This window comes from Sphingobacterium psychroaquaticum, from assembly GCF_900177625.1.
Classification (GTDB): domain Bacteria; phylum Bacteroidota; class Bacteroidia; order Sphingobacteriales; family Sphingobacteriaceae; genus Sphingobacterium; species Sphingobacterium psychroaquaticum.
The window spans coordinates 570035-592511 of sequence record NZ_FXAU01000001.1; the positions used below are offsets into that span (position 1 = coordinate 570035).

Genomic DNA, 22477 nt, shown 5'->3' on the forward strand with positions numbered 1-22477 from the left:
CATTTAGAATTATCATATGTCCAATATACTATGTAAGGTATGGGTGGCTGTCTTATGCATTGTTTTTTGCAACTGCAGCACTGCGGATCCACAAGATGAAACGGATGGAAATCCACCGAATAAGGAAATTCCGACATCGCCCCATACCGATTTTGTTGAAACACCGCAATTAAAGAAGATTAAAGGAAATTCCATACAAATTGATCCAGATGTTCTCCTGAAACAGGGGATTTCTCCCCAACAGTTAGTTGCTGACCTTAAAATGGCGAATATTAAGTCGGTTCATTTTTTTATTGTAAACACATGGGAGGGGCAAAAAAATGATCAGTTGATGCCACCGGCACACATCAAGGCGTTAAAGGAAGAAGGCATTGCAATTTGGGTGATGCTGCTAGGAAATTGTATTTATGGAACATCAAACCTCCCTGCGGAGTGGGAGATGGGTTTATTAAAACCTTATCCCGATCCAGGACTTAAATTCTATTCTTTTCACCACCCTGAATTTGTAAAATGGCAGGTTCAACGGGTGAAAAATATTTTAGGAAACTATGATATTGATGGCGTTGAGTTCGCAGAAAGCTATTTCCCCGAATGGAAAACAATAGACGGGAATGGCTTTTATGGTGATGTGAGCACCTATGCGCTAAAGAAATTTACAGCTAAATATGTGGGAGAAAATCGACCTACTTTAACATTTGAGTATATCAAAAAGGATCCATCTTTATATACGAAATGGATGGATTTTAGAGTAGATGCAATTATCGAGTTTAATAAACAAATCCAGGCTGCGATTAAGGAAACAAGAAAAGAGGTGTTGTATGCGGCATGGGGAATGGGTATGCGAAGAGGGACTTTGGCTGAGATCAGAGAACATTATGGACTTGATATGTTACGGATTGTAAAAGAGGTACAGCCTGATGTTTTTGTTTTACAGACCTCAGCTCAAGACTGGGGAGATCCCAAATTGCCGGTAGATTATTTAAAGGACTATGCGCCGATGGCCAAAGCTATACAAGAAGCAAACGCTCGTGTTGCTCTTAGTATACAGGCCGATATCGTGTCGCTGGGTTATAGCAACCAAACGGTGGAAAAAAGGTATCCCGAATGGTGGCTGCAATTTTATGACCTGTCCTTGAAATCCGGATACTATACCAATACAGCCTATGAATATGCCTTCGCAAAGAAGGACGGCATTTGGTTGAAAGGAAATGTCAGCGACCTTAAACCGCGAAAGCTTTATAAAGAGGCTTCCTTGCAGGGGGCGGTTTTAGCAGAGTCTGTAGTTCCTTTATCTGTTGTAAGGGAACAAGGAGAACGGTGGAAGCTCGTTTACACGGAAAAGGGATTGGGTTGGTTTTACATTGATTAATAAAAAATTTGATAAGAAAAATAATGAAATTAAAATATATAACACTGATGCTGCTGTTTTGTGCGCTGGGAAAGACAATGATGGCACAGAGCATAAAACCATTAAAAGGGACATGGTTGAATATCCCTTATCAGGATGTTCGTAATAAGTACATGAATCCGGCACATGTTGATGGTATGAATCCTGTTTTTTGGAAGACTAAAATTAAGGAGTATGCCGACATGGGACTTTCTTATCTGGTAATTATGGCAGTCGCGAATGAGGGGAAATCCTTTTATCCATCTGCGTTTATGGCACCAGCCTATCCGGTAGGAAAACAGAGTCCTGTCGAAGCTATTATGGAGGCTGCAGATGCGCATGGCATGCATGTTTTTATGAGTTGCGGTTGGGCCGTTGATCAGGACGATAATATTCGCGACCCAAAGATTAAGAGCATACAACAGGAGATCATGAAAGAAACAGCGCGTCTTTTTAGCCACCATTCTTCTTTTTATGGCTGGTATCTGCCCGTTGAAGATAGCATGGAACCTATCCTTCCGGAGCATGGTGTAGAGGCTGTTAATACGCTGACTGCGATGGCGCGAAGCCTCACCCCGCAAGCTAAAATAATGATCTCACCATATGGTATTTGTTATGCTGATATGGATAATCCAGCTTTTGCTGCGCAGGTCAAAAAGTTAAAAATTGATATTATTGCCTATCAAGATGAGGTAGGTTGTGTTCGGGAACCAATGCCGCTCCCTCGTATGAAGGCGAATTTCAAAAAGTTAGGTGAACTGCATCAACAGACAGGAATTCAGTTTTGGTCTAATGCTGAATCTTTCACTTGGGAAAAGGAGGATAACTCCCGAGAGTCTGCTTTAATTCCAGCGGCCTTCCCTCGGTATTTATCACAGATTGTTGGTGCCACGATGGCGGGGGCTGCAAATGTAATCAGTTTTTCAGTTTACGGAACAATTGATAATGCCTATTCTACTATGCCAATTGGACAACCGATCGAGGCTGCGCAGGCATATCTTGACTTCACGGATTGGCAGCAACGCAAGGGGAGATGGCCGCTGTTGGAGCGTACATTTAAGGGGGACCTTAAACATGATGGTGTTGCTGCACACGTGAAGTATGAAACAAATCCAGCCTCCAAATATAATAAGGGGAATTTGGTCGATGGTAAGTTGGGACAAGAGGACTATAGGACTGAAAGCTGGTTAGGCTTTGATGGGGGCAAGATGAGTGTTGTCGTAGACTTGAAAAAGAAAATGCCTATAAAAACTATGGCCGCCCGATTTTTACAGTATCAGCCAGCAGCTATTTCTTTGCCAAATACCGTTGATTTCTATGTGTCGGAAGATGGCAAAAATTATGAAAAAGTGAAAACGGTCGCGATGTCTACCTCCAAAAATAATCGTCACGATTGTTGGATAGATATAGCGTTACTTGATGGTTGTAATGCTACGGGGCGCTATGTGAAAATTGTAGCTCATCAAGATGCCGGGAATTGGATCTTTTGTGATGAGATATTAGTGAATCCTTTATTTTAAGAAGATAACCCTGTTCATGATTCCATATATTTTGGCAATTATGAACAGGCCTCTTATTGATAAGATTAATAAATAAGACGTTATTCTGGAAGGTGAAGGATATCCCTCTTTATTTCCAGAATTTCCACCATTTTTTTGAGTCTTCGGACTCCTCAGATGGTGTATCCGTTTCCTGAACAACGACAGGTGTTGACGGTACGATGGGAGCTTTCGGAGTAGGAGCGGTGTATACAGCTTCTATTTCGCGATCCTCCTTATCATGCATATTCTCTTTGATTCGGTATCTATATGCTTTTGCATCGGGCTCTATTTTCCAGTACGACTCACCCAATACATTCGACATCTGCTTCCAGATGACTTCTGAAATATCATCGTGATTTTCTTCTACATCAAGCTCATCTCCATGCTCGTCTACCGTTTCGCCTTCAACATTCATAACGGCCCGTAAGATCTTATTATTCTCGCTGTGCGTAAACGCAAATAGCATAGATGTTTCGGATATAGCAAAAGTGAAAACTTGTAATTTAGGTGCTTTAAAATCATCACCTAGGGATTCTGTGTTTCCGAAAATCAAGGTGCCACGGTCGCCAAAATATACATCGAAGATGCCTTCTTCTTTCCAGTTTTCCGAAGCGGTTTCAAAATCAATCTCCGAATCTAAGACTAAATTTTCTCCAAGAATATTGGAAAGTTCGGTGATATTGTCTTCCAAATTTGCATTAATAGCGATGCCAGCAATATTAAAACCCATTTCTAATGTTTTATGATAAACAAATTTCTGTTCTAGGACGCGAACTTAATTATAAACGATTTGTTTACCAAGTTTTGTAAAGAGCTTGGGAAAAAGATGACGTAATTTATTTTTCGTTCGACGAAAGCTGACTTTTATCCTGTAACTTTACAGTCAACTGAAACCAAGGCTACATATATGTTAACTGTATTTTTTGTTATGCTGCTCGGGGTTGCTATTGGTATTGGGGTGCGACGCATACCTGCCGTAAGACATACCGGTAAGTGGGTCTCCATAGTGATCTATATTTTGCTTTTCCTGCTTGGCAAAGAAGTAGGCGGAGATAAGCAATTGTTGGCAAGTTTGAGCACGCTAGGGCTACAAGCGTTGCTTATTACTGGAGGTGCAGTGGCGGGAAGTATTTTGTTCGCTACATTTATCTTTCGTTTCTTTTTTGAAAAAAAATGAAAGGCAGCTTAATTATTATCGGTTTTTTTATCGTTGGCGTCTTAGTGGGAATGGGGGATTATATACCATCAGATTTATTACCCAAGGACTTGAATCAATATGTGCTATATACATTATTGTTATTGGTTGGCATAACAATTGGTTACGATAAAGAATTACTGCGCTCATTGCGAAACACGAATTTAAAAATTCTTTTGGTTCCTATTGGCACCATTTTAGGCACATTATTAGGGACTGCATTGATCGGTCTATTTATACCGGAATGGTCTATTACAGAGTGCATGGCTGTCGGATCCGGGTTCGGTTACTATTCGCTATCCAGTATTTTTATCAGCAAGTATAAAGGTGCAGCTCTCGGAACAATTGCTTTGATGTCGAATATTATGCGCGAAATATTTGCGTTGCTAGCTACTCCTTTGTTAGTGCGCTGGTTTGGAAAACTCTCTCCAATATCGGTAGCCGGGGCGACCAGTATGGATACCTGTTTACCGATTATCACCCAATATAGCGGACGTGATTTTGTACTGATTGCCATAGCCCACGGTATTATTGTAGACCTTACGGTGCCATTTTTAGTAACCTTTTTCTGCTCCTTTTAAGGAGTGGTAGTTTCAGGGCTAGAGGGTTATAGAAAAGATTTAGAGCCTAGAAAGCAGAAGTTCTTTCTTGCGAGGCTAATTTTGTACGGTGAAATGTTAGGTAATGGATAACAGACGCTTTATCCGTTCCATAGCTGAATCGGAGGTGTCAGATAGATCTACAAAATAAGGAGCTTGCCAAGCTTGTGTTTTTCGAGCTTGTGGATTGTTTACCTCCACCTGTGGGGGATAAATACGAAAACCACGTTTTCCTTCTTTTGTGGCGGTTGTTAAAATCTGATGTTGAGCCAGGGCGGCCTTAGGAAAAATGAATAGACCCTGATATTCATCTGTTTCTGTTAGGATGATGTAGTAATCAACATTATCTGCAAGGTGGAAAGGCTCGGTTTGCCTATTCATATTACGTCGCCATAGGGTGACGAACATACCTAGCTTCTTTGGGGTAATTTTTGCCTTTCTAAATTTGATGTTTGCACCGCTTAACGCGATGTTGTATCCCCAATACTCAGCAGCTTCAGGATCGTGCTCAATTGCGGTCGTCTTAAGTTGTAAAGGTGAAAAGAGTACCTTCTCTAATATGTTTATTTCGGTAGACATGCATCAAAGGTACTCTTTTGTTTGCTTCGTGTTACTTAAAACTTACGTTTGGTGTAGTCGATCATAGCATCCAGATCTTGTAAGATTTTTTCACCTTCAGAACCGACTTTCTTGAATATAATCTGTCCACTAGGCGATAAGACAAATGTTGTGGGAATCGTTGTTACTTCCAACTTGCTGTTGAACTTTTTGTCTTGGTTATAAAAAACCGGGAAGGTATACCGTTGGTTCTCGGTAGCCCATTTTTGCGCATCAGCGAGTGTGTTTCCACTTCCTGTATTGAGGATAATAAAGAGCACTTGCGGATCGTTTTTGTACTTCTCATACACTTTTTGCACATAAGGGAAGGAGGCTAAGCAAGGTTTGCACCAAGTGGCCCATAAGTCCATGACAACCACTTTACCCGCTAAATCTTTCCGTGTTAACGGTTTGTTGTTCATGTCCACAATCGTGATATCAGAAAGGAAATCCTTCTTTAGAACCTTGCTATCTAGATTTTTAAAGTAAACCGATTTCCATTCTTGGTCAAGGGCTACTATATAATCTTGGACTTCGGCCGTTGTCTTGCCTTGTTTCGTTAGACTCGAGCGGAGTGCCGCCTGTACGACTTCATCATAAGGAGCAATGGTGTAGGCAATACGTAAGGCTTTTGTCGCTTCCGACCATTTGTCATGGGCGCTATAAAGAGCTGCAATCTCTGTCAATAAATCCTTTGTGGTCAATCCATCAATAACTGCATCAAATACTTTCCATGCCGCTTCTTTGTTTCCGGTTTTATAATCTATTAAACCGGAAACAGCGAGCTGTTCAAGCTTCACCTTGTCAATCTTTTCTTGCCGGAGGTCGTCATGAGCAACTAAATAACCTGTTTCAGGAAAATAGCGAACCAAGGATACAGGGTACTGTTGAATATTATCCAGTATGAGCTGATTTAACACTTTAGCGGAATCCAGCAAGACATCATGGTCAAGCATTAGCCTTACATAATCCGAGTAAGTACGCCAGGTATAAGGATTTGCTTTTTTCTCCAGAATGCGTGAGAAAAGTTGAGCTGCCTGCGGTGTATTCTTTGTTTGTATGTAATGGGTGAAAAGGTAGGCATCAACGGCGGAAAAAGCTTCGCTATTACTTTCATTTTTATGTCTAGATAACACCTGGATACTGTCCATGACAAGTTGCTTATCTTGATTTTGAAACAGTTTGTTGAATGTATAGCTTAACCCTAATTTGCTATAAGGGAATTCCTTAATAACGACATTGCGAATTGAATCTACTTTTTGGTTTTCGCCGATAATCAAGAAACCCATGGTGACCTTGTTCAGGTTTCCGTCTACTGTGGGGTTAGATCGGAAACGCTTTTCGATGACTTGAAGGGCTTTTTTACGCGCAATTTCTTTCGATCTGCCGTTCTGAGCCTGTTTCATCTGGTAATTTAATACCCGCAAACGAGCCTCGTAATTATTAGGAAATTGCGCCAGCTCCTTTTCAAAGTAATGCTGTTGCAATGCCTCCACGTTAGGAGCCTTTTTGTTTTGCAATCCCATACTATACCCCTTACCGAGATAATTACCTTCCTTCAATACCCCTTTTTCATACACGAAAATCTCATAATGCGATGTGTCAGATGGACGTTGAATATAGTTATTTTGTGCATCCGCTATCGTGAAAGAACTAAAGTTTCCATAAGGAGGCATTTTAAACTTAGCTTCCCAAAAGGAGCCGTTCTTCGTCATCCTCATCTTGCTCGGTAACTCGTAATAGTTGGAAGTCGAAAAGTTGACATACAACTCTTGAACAGTGTTCGGAAAGATACTCTCCGCCTGATTTAACCGAATAAACACCGTATCATTGGCCTGCGGTTTTTCAGGTAAAATCTGTAATGCCTTTACCTCTTGCGCTTGGACAAAGCCTATGCCTTGACACAGTAGAAGTGCCAGGGCATAAGCTGTTATTTTGGGGTTAATCATTTTGTTCCAATTTAGGATTTGTTAATAAAACTGATGCCGCGATCGGTATCCGCTGATCAGCCGCTTCGAAATTCCCTTTTGTTTGGGAAAGCACAGGTACGGCACGGTTGGTGCGTACCAGGTCAAACCAGCGGTGTCCCCATTCCCCAAGGAGTTCTAAGTGTCTATCTTTTTCCAGTGCTAATGTCACTTGGGCTATAGGGGTGTTCTCGTCGAGTAATGTAAGTCCAGCCCGTTTTCGAATCTGGTTAAGATCGGTAATAGCTTCTTTTGTTTTTCCTTGTTTTAGTAAAGCTTCTGACCGGATTAAATATTGTTCCGCGAAGCGAAGAACCATATTGTACTCCAGTACTGGAGCGTTTGTTCTTACTTTATATTTAAACGGCATAAAAAAGGTTTTTCCTCCAGTTGTATATGGTTTCAACCAGTTTTCTTTCCGCTTGTCGTTAGCCTCGTAGCTAGCGAGGGTAGCGTCATAAATATTGTAATAGGCGCGGGCGGTAGGTTGGGCAGGAACGATCGTGAATCCTTCCCATGTGTTTACACCAGCGGTTGAGGTATTTACCGTTTGTAATTGCCAGATCGCTTCGTTACTTGTCCTTAAAAACACATCATTTAGGTTATCAAGCAATTTGTAACGGGTGTCACCAATAACATCGGAAGCACTTTTTTCCGCAGCGGACCAATCTTGATGGTATAAATATACGCGGGCCAGCAATGCACTAACAGCCTTTTTATTTGGACGTGTACGTTCAGATGTAGGGTAGGCGTCCGCTAAATCTGTTTCAGCAAGTTTCAGTTCATTGATGATGAATGCATATACTTCTTCTTTACTGGATGGACCTAAGGTATTGGATATATTAATGTCGGAAGTTGTAACTAAGGGAACTTTGTTGAACAGGTTGGTCAGATAGAAATAGTTAAAGGCGCGGACAAATCTTGCTTCGGCCGTGAACTGTTTTTTGACAGCATCTGTTAAAGGAGAGACAGCCAAACCTTCAATAATCTTATTACAGTGGTTGATATATCCGTAAGGCTGGCTCCATAGCCGATCTAGGTAACTTGTATTCGGAGTTATCGTATTTAGTTTGTATTCATCGTAGGTTGTAAATGCAGAGTAATAATCGTCGGAAGCACTGGCTAATACAAGACTGAGTAGCGCGCTGGCGAATTGATTATTGAAATTATTCATGGAGGTATAAACACCGACCATAGCTGCTTCTGCGACTTTAGCATCTGCAAAAGCCAAGTCCGCAGCAACCTGATCCTTAGGGGCGTCAATGTCCAGAAAGCTATCACAAGAACCAAATGTTAGAGATGCACCTAAACAAAGGGATGCTATATATAGTTTATTTGTTTTCATGTTATGTGTCTTTTAAAATTCAAATGTTAGAAAGAAACTTGTAAACCAAAGGTATAAGTACGGATACTCGGTGTGGCCGATGTACGAACAGCTCCAAATGGATTCACTTGGGATACATAGGCTCTGTCGAAGCCTTGCATTTCAGGGTCCAAGCCTCGGAAGGAGGTCCATGTAAACAAGTTCTGTGCACTAAAGTTGACCATCATTTTTCTAATATTTATTTTTTGCGACCAGTTGGAAAGATCATAACTGACAGCCACATTTTTCAATCGGATAAAAGAAGCATCATCCCAAGCGGCTGAAGAATAACGGTACCGATCGCGATAGGTTGTGTATGCGGGGTTTGATGCTGTTGCGGTCGCACGGGGAACATCGGTTATATCACCCGGTTTTTGCCAACGGTCGAGTACCGCTACATCCATATTTGATAATGCGCCGATGTGCGATGCTTGTGGACCATAAGCGATACTTGGGCCTTCTTGTTTTACGAATTGAAACAAGAAACTTAGTGCTATTTGTTTGTAAGAGAAACTGTTCGAAATACCGCCGAAGAAACTTGGCATCAGATTGCCCAGTGTTACAAAATCAGTATATTCTGTGATTTTTCCATCGCCGTTTACATCGAGAAATTGTGCTAGACCTGTTTCAGGATCCACACCGGTAAATTGGAACCCGCGCACAACCCGTACCGATTCGCCTATAACATAACTGTTTTTAGAAGATGAGTTTTCTAAATTCGGATATTTTAGAAGTTTATTCTTTGGTAAAGTAAGGTTAACACTGCTACTCCATACAAAATCTTTCTTTTTGATATTGGTGCTGTTTAGCTCAAACTCCCAGCCAGAGTTTTCTACTAAGGCAGGTTGGTTACCTAAATACGAACTAAAACCAGTTTGTGGCGCCAGCATAATATCAATGAGTTGATTATCAGATCTGTTGTTGTAGTAATTGGTGGTTAAGAAAAAACGATCGTTTAAGAAACCCAAATCAAGTGCTATTTCCCTTTTTTTATTCTCTTCCCAGCTGTAGAAAGGGTTGAATACGCGGCTAGGCGAAAGACCTGCAATATTTTGATAAGGAAAGCCTGCACTCCAGGTATCTAGGAAACGGTAATTGCCAATCTGGTCATTTCCTGTTACACCAATACTTCCTCGTAGCTTTCCAAAGCTAAGTATGTGCTGGTTCTTGAAAAATTCTTCTTCAGTAAATACCCATGCTGCACCAATCGAACCGAAGTTACCGTATCTGTTTTTGGGACCAAAGCGGGTAGAGCCATCGCGACGCCCACTTACATTAAACAAATAACGATCTTTAAAACCGTAGCTGATACGTCCGAAGAAAGACTGGTAGCGGTAGTCAGCATAATTGTAATTGTTGACTGTAACTTTACTGGCCGCTCGGATGTTTTCGAGTTGTGAGTCGCTTGGATAACCTACCCCATATAGGTTTTCACCTTCGGAGATCGACTGCTGCCAAGTACCACCCAACAATACTTTGAAGTCATGTTCTTTTATTTGCTTACTATAGTTTAATTGCGGTTCGATAATATAAGAATTGTAGTCCGAGTAAGCATAATTAGCTGTTGCTCCGCTGCTAGTTAGTGGGTTGAATCCTTTTTCAGGCAGCATCTGCAATTGATTCATTCGGTTATAGTTGTAACCCATATTTAATTTCGCTTCCAAGCCATCCCACACCTGGTAGCTTAGCGCTGTATTGGCCAATAGGGATTTGGTTCGGCTGATACTCGTACGATCCATGCTGGCGAACGGGTTTTGCAATGAAGTGCCAAACCAATAGTAACTGCCATCTGGATTATATGGGTTATAGTTGGTTGGCAGGTTATAATACTGTGCAATATCTGCTGGAACGGTATTGTTCTTGTCTGCATTAAAATTTGCAGAAGCAGTAAATTTGAATCGACGAGATGCAGATTGACTACTTACGTTTAACAGGGCTCCACCTTTTTTGTAGTTTTTGTCTCCCGGTAAAACATCACCTTGTTGGTTGTAATTTCCCGAAAAAAGATATTGGATAGATTCGCTACCTCCTCTAAAGGATAACTGCATATTGTTGAATGCCGCTTTATGACCGTAAAGCGCGTTCTGCCAATTCATGTCTGTCTGTTGATCCCAAACTAAAAGATCGGGAGCGTTTGTTTCATTTGGTGTTACACCATCATTGTTAAATGCTTCTCTACGGATTTCGAGAAATTGTGCCGTATTCAGCATTTTTAGCTTATTGATCGCGCTTGAATTACCAATGTTTACCCCAGCATCTACCGCCAACCCTTGGGAACTGCCCTTTTTTGTGGTAATCAGGATTACTCCGTTGGCTGCTCTGGAGCCGTAAATGGCTGTTGCATCGGCATCCTTCATAATATCGATTCGTTCGATATCTCGAGGGTTGATAATAGATAAAGGGCTTTGCGTACCGTTCGCCATGTTAAACTGGTTCATGCTGTTGTCCGAGAAGGGGACACCATCGATAACATATAAAGGGCTGTTGCCATTACTGATAGAGTTGGCTCCACGTAATTGTACGTTAAATGAACCACCTGGAAGTCCGCTGTTGGAGCTAATGCTTAGTCCAGCTATGCGTCCCTGTAGGGCTGCCAATGGATCCATAACAGGCTGTTTATCGATATCTTTGGCGGTAACACTAGATACAGAGCCGACATTTTTGCGCAAGGAAGAGGTGCCATAGCCGATAACAACGACTTCATCCAAATTTCCTAGATCGGCTTCCAAGTGAACTGTTAATTCCGATACGTTGGTTACTTGGATTTCTTTTGTTTTATAACCAATCGAGCTGAAAACGAGTGTCGTATTTCCTTTTGTGTTCACGCTAAATTTTCCTTCTGTATCGGTAAGATAGTTGCTGTTATTCGCTTTATTGCGAATGCTCACATTTGGCAGGGGCTCTTGGTCTTGGTTAAACACCTGACCATGGATATGTTGCTGTACGCTTCCTAATGTAGTAGGCGTATTTTTCACAACGATTGTCTCTCCAATAACTTGATAAGAAATCTGGTTCTTGGAAAAAGCCTGACTCAGAACACTGTTGATTCCGCCATTGGTTACCGAAATGGAAAAAGTTGCCTTGCTGTTAATTTCTTTCGGGTCATACACAAAGCGGTAATTGGAGTTTTTTTCGATCTCTTGAACAAGTCGCTCAAAGCGTACATTCTGTAGCTTTAAAGTAAAGTTCTGACTAAAAGCGTAACTGCTTAGCGAGACGAATACTAAGCAAAGTGCTGTAAAGTAATATTTCATAGGTGTAAAAAAAATGGTTGATTGTCTTGTTTATGATTTAGGGGATAAGCGTAATAACCCATCGCTTATTTGGTAATTTATGCCAGAGAATTTTAGTATTTTCAATACATCATCGAATGATTGTTTACGGGCTATTTTACCGGTTAAGGTTTTATGGCTGTAGCTTGGTGCAATTTCATATTGGAAATTGTACCACTTCGATAAATTTTGTAAGATATCTGCAATAGGGGTATTGTCGAACTCAAAATAGCCATCTTTCCAGGCATACAATTTTGGAGGATCGCTGATGATAGTTCGTACATGTTCGCCCGTCTGTATATCTATTTCGAATAATTCGCCCGGTTTCAACAGTGTTTGCGTTTTACCTTGATTGAGTTGAACAGAACCCTCCACGAGGAAGGTTTTAATCGATTTTCTATCGTGATTATAGTACTGAATATTGAATTCGGTACCTAAAGCCTGGACAGTAAGGTCCGCTACATGTACAATAAAAGGCTTTGCCTTGTTCTTCGCAACTTTGAAATACGCTTCTCCCTCCAAGAATATGATTCGGTCGTTTAGATTGAATTTTTCGGGAACATGGATTTTACTTGCCGCATTCATCCACACTTCAGTCCCATCCGCAAGAACGATCTTAAACTCTTCACCTTTAGCTGTTTCAACGGATAAACTGTTTTTTGTGCTTTGATGGTCCATCGTTAAAACGTTGCTGCTGTACTGGTTGCTTGCCGGTCTTTCGTTCCCATGACTTACTGTTGCACGAAATATGCCGGGAGAAAAAGTTGGTTGATTGGAGACCGTCAGCGTTTCTGGCTTTGTACTGTTCCGGTACAAGAGAAAGATGCTGCTTACCGTCAGAGCCACGAGAAGTGCCGCCGCAACTTTCCAGATCATAGACCTTTGGGTAGATGCTTTACGATCAATTAGTTTATCCTGTAAAATAGACCGTAGGTGTACATCCACCGCCATCAGGCTCTCTTCGTCCAGCGGTGCACGCGCGCGTTGCTTGGAGACATCATTGTACCAGCTTTCTATCGCGGCCTGCTCTTCGGGCGTGCATTGGTTTTGTTGATATTTTTGTAATAATTCCTGTGTAATTTTTGGTGTTGACATTGTATCCACGTCGGTTAGTTCGGATATATGACAAAGAACCGGGGAGTTAGTAGTAGAAGAAAATCAAAATAAATTTAATTTTTTTTCGAAGGATGACTAAAGCATTGTGAATCTGCTTGCGAACCGTATTTTCGGAGATATTTAATTCGGCTGCAATTTCTCGATAACTAAGGTCTTCGAACCTACTTTTCTTAAAGATCACCGCCATTTTTGGAGGGAGGTTTTCGATTTCGTAGTTGATGATTTCTGCGAGGTCTTTTTCGCGTAAAAGATCATCCGGTGTATAGGCGTAGTCGGTTAGTTGAGCCGCTTGGATGTATGCTTCAAATTTAGCAGCCAATTTGCCACGCGATAACCGATTGATAACAACATTGCGAATAGAGCGATATAAATATGAAGAGTAGGAACTATTGATGTCTATGGTATCCAAGATATCCCACAGGTTAGTAAAAACTTCCTGAACAATATCTTTCGCTTCATCCTCATCCTCAACCATGCGGTAAGCGTGCAGGTAAAGTTTTAACCAGTGACTTTCGTAGAGTGAGGTGAAAATTTCCTTTTTATCAATAATCTTCATTAAAAGCAGACACCTGTCTGTATTGGTATTGTTACAGCGTCAATAGTACAAATTTTATTCCAGTTATGGATGTCATTTTTTAGGTGATGACATGATTTAAACAATGTGCACCCCCGCTACGAAATACGTATAAACACGTGGTAATTCGTACATATGCTTGTTTCTGCAAGTGTCTAAATATGGGATCTAGTTATTAAAAATATTTACTATATGGGTTGTTTTTATAAACGGATAAGATGTTTGCTAAAACATTTTTGTAATTAATTTAAAAGATATTTCTGTTTGTAACGTTGTTATGTTACGTTTTTGTTACAAAAATATTACTGTTATATGTTGAAACTTAGGTTGTTGTGTTTATTGTTTTATTTTTTTTTGGTTAAATATTTTGATATATAAACATGTTGTGTAACTTAAGCTAACTAAACACTAAAGCAACCAAGTATAATTTTTGTTAAATGAAATATCTTTTTGGGTATTTCATGCACCTATGTATATAAACTAAATTAATTGCGTATGAGATAAATATTCTATTTTTCTTCGCGTGCGACTACACGCAAAAGCTAATCAATTTTATAAACCATTTTACGATCACCATGATGAAACTTAAGAAGTTTTCAAGTGGATTTTTCATCGATAGAAAAAATCCGCTTCGGCAAGCTCTGTGCATTTCTGGAGCCTTGTTAATGCTGAGTAATGCGAGTATGGCAAACTCATATTCGACCCATGAATACGCTTTATTAGCCCTAAACAAAGAAAAACAACAAAAAACTGTTCGCGGAATCGTTACCGACGCCGTTACACAGGAGCCCTTGGCCGGGGTAACGGTTAAGGTTGCGGGTAAGACAATCGCGACCTCCACGGGTGCGGATGGAAGCTTTGAGCTTCAGGCTGCCTCAAACGATGTACTTGAAATAAGTTACATCGGTTATCAGATCGCACGGACTACCGTATTGCAAACGCAAGGGGTTATTCGCGTAGCACTACAAGCAGATAATAGTAGCTTGGAAGAGGTTGTTGTAACGGGCTATGGGACGCAGCGTAAAAAGGATTTGACGGGAGCCGTTGCGGTAGTTAATACGGAGCAATTGAAAGCGCAGCCCGCTGCTACGGCGGTAGAAGCATTACAAGGGCGCGCCGCCGGGGTACAGATCGTGAATGATGGTGCACCGGGGTCCACACCACAAATAAAGATTCGCGGATATAGTACGATCAACAACAATGAACCTTTGTATATCATTGATGGTGTTCCTTTTGAAGGGAAGCTGAGTTGGCTGAACCAGAATGATATTGAGACCATGCAGGTACTGAAAGATGCCTCGGCTGCATCAATCTATGGGGCGCGTGCCAATAATGGTGTGGTGATTATCACTACCAAAATGGGGAAATCAGGGAAACCACAGATTAATTTGGAAAGTTATGTCGGTATACAAGTGCCGCAGTATAACCGTTTTCCAAAAATGATGACACCACAGCAGGTGTATGACATGAACAATAAGATGAATGGGACGAATTTGGCTTTGCCGGATTATCTGTTGGTCGGAGCGAAGGGGCTGGAGAAACAAGATGATATTACTCCGGCCGATTATGATATGTCAAAGTATAACTATTCCCGTGATCCTTCCACATTTTATCAGATAACAAAAGCCAATAAAAGTGGAACAGATTGGTTTCGGGAAGTAAGCCAGACAGCACCTACTCAAAATTATCAGCTTTCGGCAACGGGCGGTAGTGAAAATGCGAGTTATGCCATGTCTGGAGGTTATTTAAATCAGCAGGGTACCGTTATTCACTCGGAGTTTGAACGATTCAATATCCGGACAAATACACAGTTTAAAGCTTTCGATGGGAAGTTGCGCTTTGGTGAAAATATGCAGTACAGTTACACCGAGGGCGTAGGGATGGGGGTTAATCCGAATGCAGCTGGCGGTTATATGGGGGATGAAAGTGTGATTGGCTGGGCCTTCCGGTCGCAGACCATTATTCCAGTATATGACGAAGGTGGAAACTGGGCCGGTAGCCGGGGTGGATACGGAAACTCCCGAAACCCAGTTGCGGTGGCTTATCGGGCTAAAGATAATGTAAATAGAAGTAGTTTCTTTTTCGGGAACGCTTTCGGTGAGGTGGATATACTCAGTGGGTTAACATTACGTACCAGTTTTGGTATGCGGTATGAAAACTACGGAGGGCGGACAATCACCTATCCGAATCCAGAGTTTTCGGAAGGATCATACAGCAATAACAGTTTAAATGAGTCTAGTGGATACAATCGAGAGTGGACCTGGACGAACACCTTAAACTATCGTAAGGTATTTGATAGGCACAGTTTGAATGTCTTGGCCGGTACGGAGGCTATCAATAACCGAAATAAGAATCTCGCTGGAAGTCGTAATGGATTTTTCACCTTGAGTAGTCTGGATTATTTTTACCTGAATGCAGGAACATCCAACTTTGGAAATACAGGGGATGGAGATATGGGCTCTATGTTTTCGATCTTTGGAAAGGTAGATTACAGCTTTGACGACCGATATATCTTAAGTGCTACGGTACGTCGGGACGGCTCTTCAAACTTTGGCCCGAAAAATAAATACGGGGTATTTCCTGGTGTCAGCGGTGCATGGCGTTTATCCGCCGAGGAGTTTATGAAGCCCGTGACATGGATTACAGATTTAAAACTTCGTGCCGGTTATGGGGTAACCGGGAACCAACGCATTCCTTCCTATAACTATTTGAATCGATACGCGAGCTCTATCACACACTCTTCTTATCCAATCAATGGTACAGTAGAGAGTGGTTTATGGCAAAGTGATTTTGAAAATGTGGATGTGAAATGGGAGCAGGTAAATGCCTTTAATATTGGTTTGGACTTCACACTGTTGGGCGGTGATTTTGATGGGGCGATCGATTATTACGATAAGAAGACCAATGATATGCTTTTCCGAGTACCTCTTCCTGCGGCAGTTGCGGGTCGTGCGACTTCACCTTATGTGAATGTCGGTAATATGCGGAACCATGGTGTCGAAGCAACGTTAGGCTACCATTATGGTCGTCGTCAACAAAAAGATTTTACCTTAGATGTAACGGGAATGTTCGCTAAAAATATCAATAAAGTTGTGGCCTTGGCACCATCCGTAAAACAGCAGAATTACGGTAATTTCAGGACAATCCAAACAACGGTATTGAAACCAGGGGAGGCATTTGGTTCTTTCTATGGGTATCAAGTGGCGGGTGTGTATAAAGATGCTGCCGATGTGGCAAATTCCGCAAACTATTCTGATGGTAAGGGGAGACCAGGCGGGTTAAAGTATGTAGATATTAATGGAGACGGCGTTATCAATGATGCCGATCGGACAGTAATTGGAAATCCACACCCGGATTTTGTGTATTCATTGGGCATCAATGCGGCATACAAGAATTGGGATATTGCTATGTTTTTCTATGGATCACAAGGGAATGATATTTTTGATATGACACGCTATTTTACCGACTTTGGTGTATTCAACGGTGCGCGTAGCACACGACTATTGGATGCGTGGAGTCCCGAGAACCCGAATAGTGCTATGCCTTCTTTGACGGCAAATCCTTCGTCTTTTGAAACAGCTACTTCAAGCTATTATGTAAAAGATGGTAGTTTCTTGAAGATGAAAAATCTGCAGATTGGCTACACTTTCCCGGTGCAGCGTCTATTCGGTAGTAATACTGCAATTAACAAACTACGTATCTATGCCGGGGTGACTAATTTATTCACCATTACCAAATACGATGGCTTAGATCCTGAGGTGACAGCCACGCCAAGTGATTATCCCGCAATCGGTGTTGATCTTGGTGTTTATCCACAGTCGCGTCAGTATTTATTCGGTTTGAGTCTGGGTTTTTAAGCATAAAAAATAGAAAGTCATGAAAAGAAAATCAATATATATGTCTTTGTTAGCTGCTGGATTACTATTTGGTAGCTGTGGTAAGGATTTCTTAAATAAGGTGCCTCAAGGGCAATTGTATGGAGATCAGATTGTGAGCGAAGATGGGGTTGAAGCGCTCCTGTTAGGGGCTTATGGTATAATGAACGGAAATGTAAACGGTACCTGGGGTAATTATTCGTCGGCACCAAGTCAATGGGTGTTTGGAGAGATGACCTCGGACAATGCGCATAAAGGTTCCGATGAAAACGATCAGTCGGCAATGAATCTGATTGAGGCGTTAAAAATAAATCCAGCCAACGATCAGTTGATAACGATGTGGCAGGTATACTATGAAGGGGTGATGCGATGTAATACGACCTTACGCTTTTTGAAAACCGTGCAGGCTGGTTCCTCGAAGATTGCGGCCAGTCGTGCGCTAGAAATTGAAGCGGAAGCCAAGATGTTGCGTGGTCACTATTATTTCTTTATGTGGCGGATCTTCCGTTACTTACCTTACATCGATGAAAATACAACAACCGAGGAAGCGAAAGCTAAACAAAATGATGTTGACATCTACGATAAGATTATTGATGATGTGAAGTTCGCTGCAGAAAACTTGCCGGTCACTAAATTTAAGAGCCAGTCTGGCCGTATGGATAAAACCATTGCGAAGGCTTATTTAGGTAAACTTTATTTGTACCAAGGGAAACATGACTTGGCACTTCCGCTCTTTGAAGATGTCATTGGAAGTAAGAATTTAGTTTCCATGCCGTTTGAAAATAATTTCAATGTCGAGACAGAAGATGGTCCGGAAGCAATCTTGGTATCTAAGCATGCCATCAACCCGAACGGCTCAGGCGATAATGCAAATGTTGGGGATATGCTCGGCGGTCTGTATGGTACTTCACCCGTGGGATGTTGTGGATTTTACCAACCAACGATAGATCTCGTGAATGCTTATAAAGTGGATGCAAATGGTTTACCGTACCTGGATGGTAGTTATCGAAATAATCCGAATACTTCGGATATGGAATTGACAGGGAAGGATAAAGTAGATTATGAGTTGGATGTTACCTTTCGGGTAGATCCTCGCCTGGATTATACGGTAGGGCGTCGAGGTGTTCCATACTTGGATTATGGTATTATGCCCGGGGACGACTGGATCCGTAAAGCTTCCTTTGCAGGGCCTTTTGTAGGAATCAAAACGATGATTCGGAAGAGTCAATTCGCCAACCACGCCGTTGCAGGGGAAAACTATATTACAGGGCTCGATGTCAATATTATGCGCCTGGCGGATGTGATCTTGATGGCAGCGGAATGTGCCGTGGAAACAGGTAATTTACCTAAAGCACTGAAGTATGTAAACATGGTCCGGGAACGTGCCGATAAATTACCACGTAAGCAGATCAATAATGTCAATGTGGCTGATTATATGGTAAAGCCTTACCCATCTTTCCCAAGCCCAGATTTTGCACGTAATGCGGTACGCATGGAGCGCAGATTAGAGCTGGCTTTGGAGGGCCATCGGTATTTTGATCTCGTGCGATGGGGGATTGCCAAACAGGTGCTGGAAAGTTATTCGGCATTTGAAAGTAAACATCTTCCGTTTTACGGTGGCTTAGTGTATAATACTTATAATGCTTATTTCCCTATTCCGCAGACAGAAATCGATCGCAGTGGTGGAACATTAAAGCAAAACGAAGGATACTAATCATTAAACATGATTGATAGGGCTGCTCATGAGTATTAAAACTTTTGAGCAGCCCTTTTTGTGCATTTCGGTTTTTATTTTTACTTTAGTTCCATATTACGACTAATCAAGATAGAAAACCTGTTTAAAGACATTATTTTTTAAAGACTTATGTAAACTTAACAATTACATAATCTAAGGGTTCAATTGAAATTATTAGTTTTGTGCTTTATCTAATTTTTGTTGCTGGGTCGGTCCACTCGCCTTAAAAATTAGCTAAAAAATGAAATCAAATATTTTAATAACCAAAACCTGGAGATCATGGTGTGGTCTTCCTTATCAGGTGTGGGGTGTCCTTTTGGTAAGCACATTCATATCCTGTGAGAAAAGCAAAGAAGATACCGGTCGGGTAACTGAAATGATCGTGAGCGAAGATGCTGAACAAGCACACATTATTTCAGCACATGAATTTACCGTTGAAGGGGGGAAGGATACGCTCTATGTATTTGGAGATCAGACGCTGGATGTGAACTTTGAAACGAGTGATCCTAATACATGGGTTAAAGTGGATAAGATGGAACCGGTGGGAGGGAAAGGTGGCGTACGTTTAATCCTAGAGGTAAGTCCGATGCAAACCCAATTCAAGAAACGTACAGGCGTGCTAAATATTAAAGGTGCAGAAGCATATTCTGGGAAGTTTATACGACTTTCACAAGGTTATGATACACGTATTGCTGAGGAGTTTGCCTGGTTGCGTTATGGGAATGGAAATCCACTAGATGAGGGGCGGGGAACGTTAATTGGTCAGTGGACCAATGCGCAAAAGGAATATGGATGGACAAATCCAGGGACCGCTGCGACATCGAAGACCTACGGGATGAATGGCTTTGTGCAACTTGGCTCGGCAGATTTTGGTGGAACATTGCTTTCTGCTGTGGTGCCTGGTATAGAGAAGGATAGTTTGTTGCTATTGACCTTTAATGCTGTAGCCTATACCGCTAGGAATGGTGAACAAGATGGGAATAAACTGACCATAAAACTAAAGGGCGCAGAATTTGCTGATGGACAGACGAGCAAGATGGTCGAATTAAAGTATTACGATCATCAATCTGCTTTGATCTTAACTAAAATGTGGGAAGAGACACAAGCTATTTTTGCACTGAAGAAGCCCGTGCGTAACCCAACTGCCTCGACAATCCAGTTGGAATTTATTGCTGGAGATGGGCAAGAGATGGCCAAAAACCGATTATTTGTAGATAATATTAACCTATATACCACTGCGCAGTTTCAGGCGATCAAAAAATAGCCGAATGTGTGGGGTAAAGAGAAACAATTCGTTAACCTTAAGCTAACCTATACATTATCTAAATTTTAGTTCTTTGTATAGCCAAGCCATGGACGCTGTATTGCATGATGAAATTAATGAAGGAAGTTTTCGTTGGAGATGAGTTTGATCGATTTATCGAGGGGGATGCTGTGGCGTTTCGAAAAGCTTTTGATTTTTATTTTCCCATTATCCTCCGCTATGCAATGAGTAAATGCGGGGATCGGGAGGATGCGGAGGATATTGCCCAAGAGGCCTTTACGCTATTATTTTTACATCGTGAAAAGATCTTTTCCGCTGTTGATATATATCCTTACTTATTTGTCATCGCGAAGCGACTTTGTCTGATTTACTTTCGGAAAAAAATTAGTGGAACCGAGGCTCTTCCCGTGGATGCAGGGGAAGAGCTTTCGATTTCCTTTGATATGGAGACACAGCTCAATTATGCTGAATTGTCACAAGTTTTAAACAAAATTATTCTGAGCTTACCCACACAGCAACAAGAAGTATATAGGCTTAGTCGCCTAGAGGACTTGCCGCATCAAGAGATCGCAGAATACATGGGAATCTCAAAAAATACGGTTAAAAATCATCTGTTAGTAGCAACTAAAACCGTACGTCTTAAATTGCAAAAGATGTATTTTTTCTTGTTTTAGCGCGCACCCTTTCCTCTTTTATTTTTTTTTAATTGAACTAGTACATTTTCTGTTTTAATGCATTTATAGTATTAAATATTACAGAGATTGGATAAAGAACAGCTACATCAATTATTATTACGCTATCACAGAGGCCATCTACGACCTGAGGAATTGGATATCCTGAAAAAATTTTTGGGAACGAAGGGCGGGCAGCAAATGTTGTATGATAGCTGGGATGAAGAATTTGAAGCCTGGACAGGTGATAAAGATCTGGAAAGGAATCAAGATGCACTTTTTGAACGTGTGTTAGCCGATAAACGCATAGTGTCTATCTTGGCGCAGCATAAGGGCAAAAAGAAAGGAATGATCCTCCCATGGAGACGACTCGTTGCCGCCGCTTGTCTGTTGCTTCTTTCAGGCTTGGCCGCCTTTTGGTTTTATAGGCAAATACCAACGACAGATGCGGCCAAGGATTTAGCCAATCAGCAACATATTATTCAACCGGGAAGCAATAAGGCCCGCATCCTGTTTGAGGACGGTAGTTTTGTGGAACTCGAAAAGATTAAACAGGACACGTTTTTACAAGATCAAGGTTTACGAATCTATAAACAAGCCGATGGCAGCATTGCTTACGCCTACACCGCGACAAAAGAAACACAGAAACCGGTGTACAATACGATTGTAACGCCAAAAGGTGGCGAGTATAGTTTGGTGCTTCCTGATGGTTCTAAAGTGTGGTTAAATGCGGCCTCTAAGTTACGATATCCACTTTCTTTTGGGGCAGATAGCCGTACAGTAGAACTCGAGGGCGAAGCTTATTTTGAGGTCGAAAAAGTAAAAAATCAGGATACATCAATTCCGTTTTACGTGCAAACAAAAGATCAAAAATTGCAGGTGCTCGGAACCAAATTCAATATCAATAGCTACAACAATAAGATAAAAACCACCTTGATCGAAGGAGCTGTCGCGTTGCACTACGCGCATCAGGCGAAACCGAAACATCTTAAGCCATCGCAGCAGTCCGATTATTCCGTGAACGAAAAAGATGTCCAAATTAAGGATGTCGATCCTTCATACAGTATTGCATGGAAATCTGGAAATTTTGCTTTTGATGATGCCTCTATTGAGCAGGTTATGGAAGAGGTGGCTCGGTGGTACGATATTGATATATCCTATCAAGGAGATATGTCCAAAATACGCTATAGCGGGACGATATCACGATTTGAAAAATTTGAACAACTGTTACAATTAATAGAGTGGACCGACCTAGTAACATTTAAAGTGGACGGAAGGAGGGTCACTGTTATGAAATAAAGACTGCGGTCTTTGGCGATAA

16 protein-coding genes are annotated in these 22477 nt (G+C 41.5%); 9 read left to right on the plus strand and 7 right to left on the minus strand.

Going from position 1 to position 22477, the window contains the following annotated elements:
- The first annotated feature begins 16 nt into the window (after positions 1–16).
- Positions 17–1369, plus strand: a complete 1353-nt coding sequence (locus B9Y69_RS02180; RefSeq protein WP_085471359.1) for a glycoside hydrolase family protein — start codon at positions 17–19, stop codon at positions 1367–1369.
- A gap of 23 nt (positions 1370–1392) precedes the next feature.
- Positions 1393–2907 (plus strand): DUF4434 domain-containing protein, encoded by a 1515-nt coding sequence (locus B9Y69_RS02185; protein ID WP_085471360.1) that lies wholly within the window; start codon positions 1393–1395, stop codon positions 2905–2907.
- A 109-nt stretch (positions 2908–3016) separates the two neighbouring features.
- Here B9Y69_RS02185 and B9Y69_RS02190 read toward each other — a convergent pair whose 3' ends face one another.
- Positions 3017–3658, minus strand: coding sequence for a hypothetical protein (locus tag B9Y69_RS02190; protein WP_085471361.1), 642 nt, complete (start codon positions 3656–3658; stop codon positions 3017–3019).
- 177 nt (positions 3659–3835) lie between these two features.
- Between B9Y69_RS02190 and B9Y69_RS02195 the strand changes: the two genes are divergently transcribed.
- Complete coding sequence (locus tag B9Y69_RS02195; RefSeq protein ID WP_085471362.1) at positions 3836–4105, plus strand: LysO family transporter; 270 nt, start codon at positions 3836–3838, stop codon at positions 4103–4105.
- Positions 4102–4704: a LysO family transporter gene (locus B9Y69_RS02200; RefSeq protein WP_085471363.1), complete on the plus strand. Its 603-nt coding sequence runs from the start codon at positions 4102–4104 to the stop codon at positions 4702–4704. Before B9Y69_RS02195 ends, B9Y69_RS02200 begins: the two co-directional genes overlap by 4 nt.
- Positions 4705–4800: 96 nt before the next feature.
- On the opposite strand, the gene B9Y69_RS02205 is transcribed toward B9Y69_RS02200, so the two are convergent.
- Genes B9Y69_RS02205 through B9Y69_RS02230 form a run of 6 tightly spaced genes read right to left on the minus strand, consistent with a single transcriptional unit; the run spans position 4801 to position 13593 of the window.
- Positions 4801–5301, minus strand: a complete 501-nt coding sequence (locus tag B9Y69_RS02205; protein ID WP_085471364.1) for a MepB family protein — start codon at positions 5299–5301, stop codon at positions 4801–4803.
- 35 nt (positions 5302–5336) lie between these two features.
- Positions 5337–7268: a TlpA family protein disulfide reductase gene (locus B9Y69_RS02210; RefSeq protein WP_085471365.1), complete on the minus strand. Its 1932-nt coding sequence runs from the start codon at positions 7266–7268 to the stop codon at positions 5337–5339.
- Positions 7261–8631, minus strand: coding sequence for a RagB/SusD family nutrient uptake outer membrane protein (locus tag B9Y69_RS02215; RefSeq protein WP_085471366.1), 1371 nt, complete (start codon positions 8629–8631; stop codon positions 7261–7263). Before B9Y69_RS02215 ends, B9Y69_RS02210 begins: the two co-directional genes overlap by 8 nt.
- A 26-nt stretch (positions 8632–8657) precedes the next feature.
- Positions 8658–11903 (minus strand): SusC/RagA family TonB-linked outer membrane protein, encoded by a 3246-nt coding sequence (locus tag B9Y69_RS02220; protein WP_085471367.1) that lies wholly within the window; start codon positions 11901–11903, stop codon positions 8658–8660.
- 30 nt (positions 11904–11933) lie between these two features.
- On the minus strand, positions 11934–13016 hold the full coding sequence (locus B9Y69_RS02225) for a FecR family protein (RefSeq protein ID WP_085471368.1): 1083 nt from the start codon (positions 13014–13016) through the stop codon (positions 11934–11936).
- Positions 13017–13062: 46 nt separating this feature from the next.
- Positions 13063–13593, minus strand: coding sequence for an RNA polymerase sigma-70 factor (locus tag B9Y69_RS02230; protein WP_085471369.1), 531 nt, complete (start codon positions 13591–13593; stop codon positions 13063–13065).
- Positions 13594–14186: 593 nt separating this feature from the next.
- On the opposite strand from B9Y69_RS02230, the gene B9Y69_RS02235 reads away from it, so the two are divergent.
- From B9Y69_RS02235 to B9Y69_RS02255, 5 genes are all read left to right on the plus strand, one after another.
- The gene (locus tag B9Y69_RS02235; RefSeq protein ID WP_085471370.1) at positions 14187–17468 is read left to right on the plus strand and encodes a SusC/RagA family TonB-linked outer membrane protein; all 3282 of its coding nucleotides are present in this window, start codon (positions 14187–14189) and stop codon (positions 17466–17468) included.
- A gap of 19 nt (positions 17469–17487) precedes the next feature.
- Positions 17488–19200, plus strand: coding sequence for a RagB/SusD family nutrient uptake outer membrane protein (locus B9Y69_RS02240; protein ID WP_085471371.1), 1713 nt, complete (start codon positions 17488–17490; stop codon positions 19198–19200).
- 262 nt (positions 19201–19462) lie between these two features.
- Positions 19463–20485 carry a hypothetical protein gene (locus B9Y69_RS02245; RefSeq protein WP_085471372.1) on the plus strand — a complete coding sequence of 341 codons (1023 nt, stop codon included), beginning with the start codon at positions 19463–19465 and terminating at the stop codon, positions 20483–20485.
- Positions 20486–20601: 116 nt separating this feature from the next.
- Positions 20602–21159, plus strand: coding sequence for an RNA polymerase sigma factor (locus B9Y69_RS02250; protein WP_159451792.1), 558 nt, complete (start codon positions 20602–20604; stop codon positions 21157–21159).
- A gap of 87 nt (positions 21160–21246) precedes the next feature.
- On the plus strand, positions 21247–22455 hold the full coding sequence (locus B9Y69_RS02255) for a FecR family protein (RefSeq protein WP_085471374.1): 1209 nt from the start codon (positions 21247–21249) through the stop codon (positions 22453–22455).
- Positions 22456–22477 lie beyond the last annotated feature (22 nt).

What these genes read in the sequence shown, in the direction of transcription:
- B9Y69_RS02250 (WP_159451792.1), top strand. Translation starts at nt 20,602, where the DNA reads ATGAAGGAAGTTTTCGTTGGAGATGAGTTTGATCGATTTATCGAGGGG.
- B9Y69_RS02215 (WP_085471366.1), bottom strand. Translation starts at nt 8,631, where the DNA reads ATGAAAACAAATAAACTATATATAGCATCCCTTTGTTTAGGTGCATCT.
- B9Y69_RS02225 (WP_085471368.1), bottom strand. Translation starts at nt 13,016, where the DNA reads ATGTCAACACCAAAAATTACACAGGAATTATTACAAAAATATCAACAA.
- B9Y69_RS02190 (WP_085471361.1), bottom strand. Translation starts at nt 3,658, where the DNA reads ATGGGTTTTAATATTGCTGGCATCGCTATTAATGCAAATTTGGAAGAC.
- B9Y69_RS02220 (WP_085471367.1), bottom strand. Translation starts at nt 11,903, where the DNA reads ATGAAATATTACTTTACAGCACTTTGCTTAGTATTCGTCTCGCTAAGC.
- B9Y69_RS02245 (WP_085471372.1), top strand. Translation starts at nt 19,463, where the DNA reads ATGAAATCAAATATTTTAATAACCAAAACCTGGAGATCATGGTGTGGT.
- B9Y69_RS02195 (WP_085471362.1), top strand. Translation starts at nt 3,836, where the DNA reads ATGTTAACTGTATTTTTTGTTATGCTGCTCGGGGTTGCTATTGGTATT.
- B9Y69_RS02200 (WP_085471363.1), top strand. Translation starts at nt 4,102, where the DNA reads ATGAAAGGCAGCTTAATTATTATCGGTTTTTTTATCGTTGGCGTCTTA.
- B9Y69_RS02185 (WP_085471360.1), top strand. Translation starts at nt 1,393, where the DNA reads ATGAAATTAAAATATATAACACTGATGCTGCTGTTTTGTGCGCTGGGA.
- B9Y69_RS02240 (WP_085471371.1), top strand. Translation starts at nt 17,488, where the DNA reads ATGAAAAGAAAATCAATATATATGTCTTTGTTAGCTGCTGGATTACTA.
- B9Y69_RS02230 (WP_085471369.1), bottom strand. Translation starts at nt 13,593, where the DNA reads ATGAAGATTATTGATAAAAAGGAAATTTTCACCTCACTCTACGAAAGT.
- B9Y69_RS02180 (WP_085471359.1), top strand. Translation starts at nt 17, where the DNA reads ATGTCCAATATACTATGTAAGGTATGGGTGGCTGTCTTATGCATTGTT.
- B9Y69_RS02235 (WP_085471370.1), top strand. Translation starts at nt 14,187, where the DNA reads ATGATGAAACTTAAGAAGTTTTCAAGTGGATTTTTCATCGATAGAAAA.
- B9Y69_RS02205 (WP_085471364.1), bottom strand. Translation starts at nt 5,301, where the DNA reads ATGTCTACCGAAATAAACATATTAGAGAAGGTACTCTTTTCACCTTTA.
- B9Y69_RS02210 (WP_085471365.1), bottom strand. Translation starts at nt 7,268, where the DNA reads ATGATTAACCCCAAAATAACAGCTTATGCCCTGGCACTTCTACTGTGT.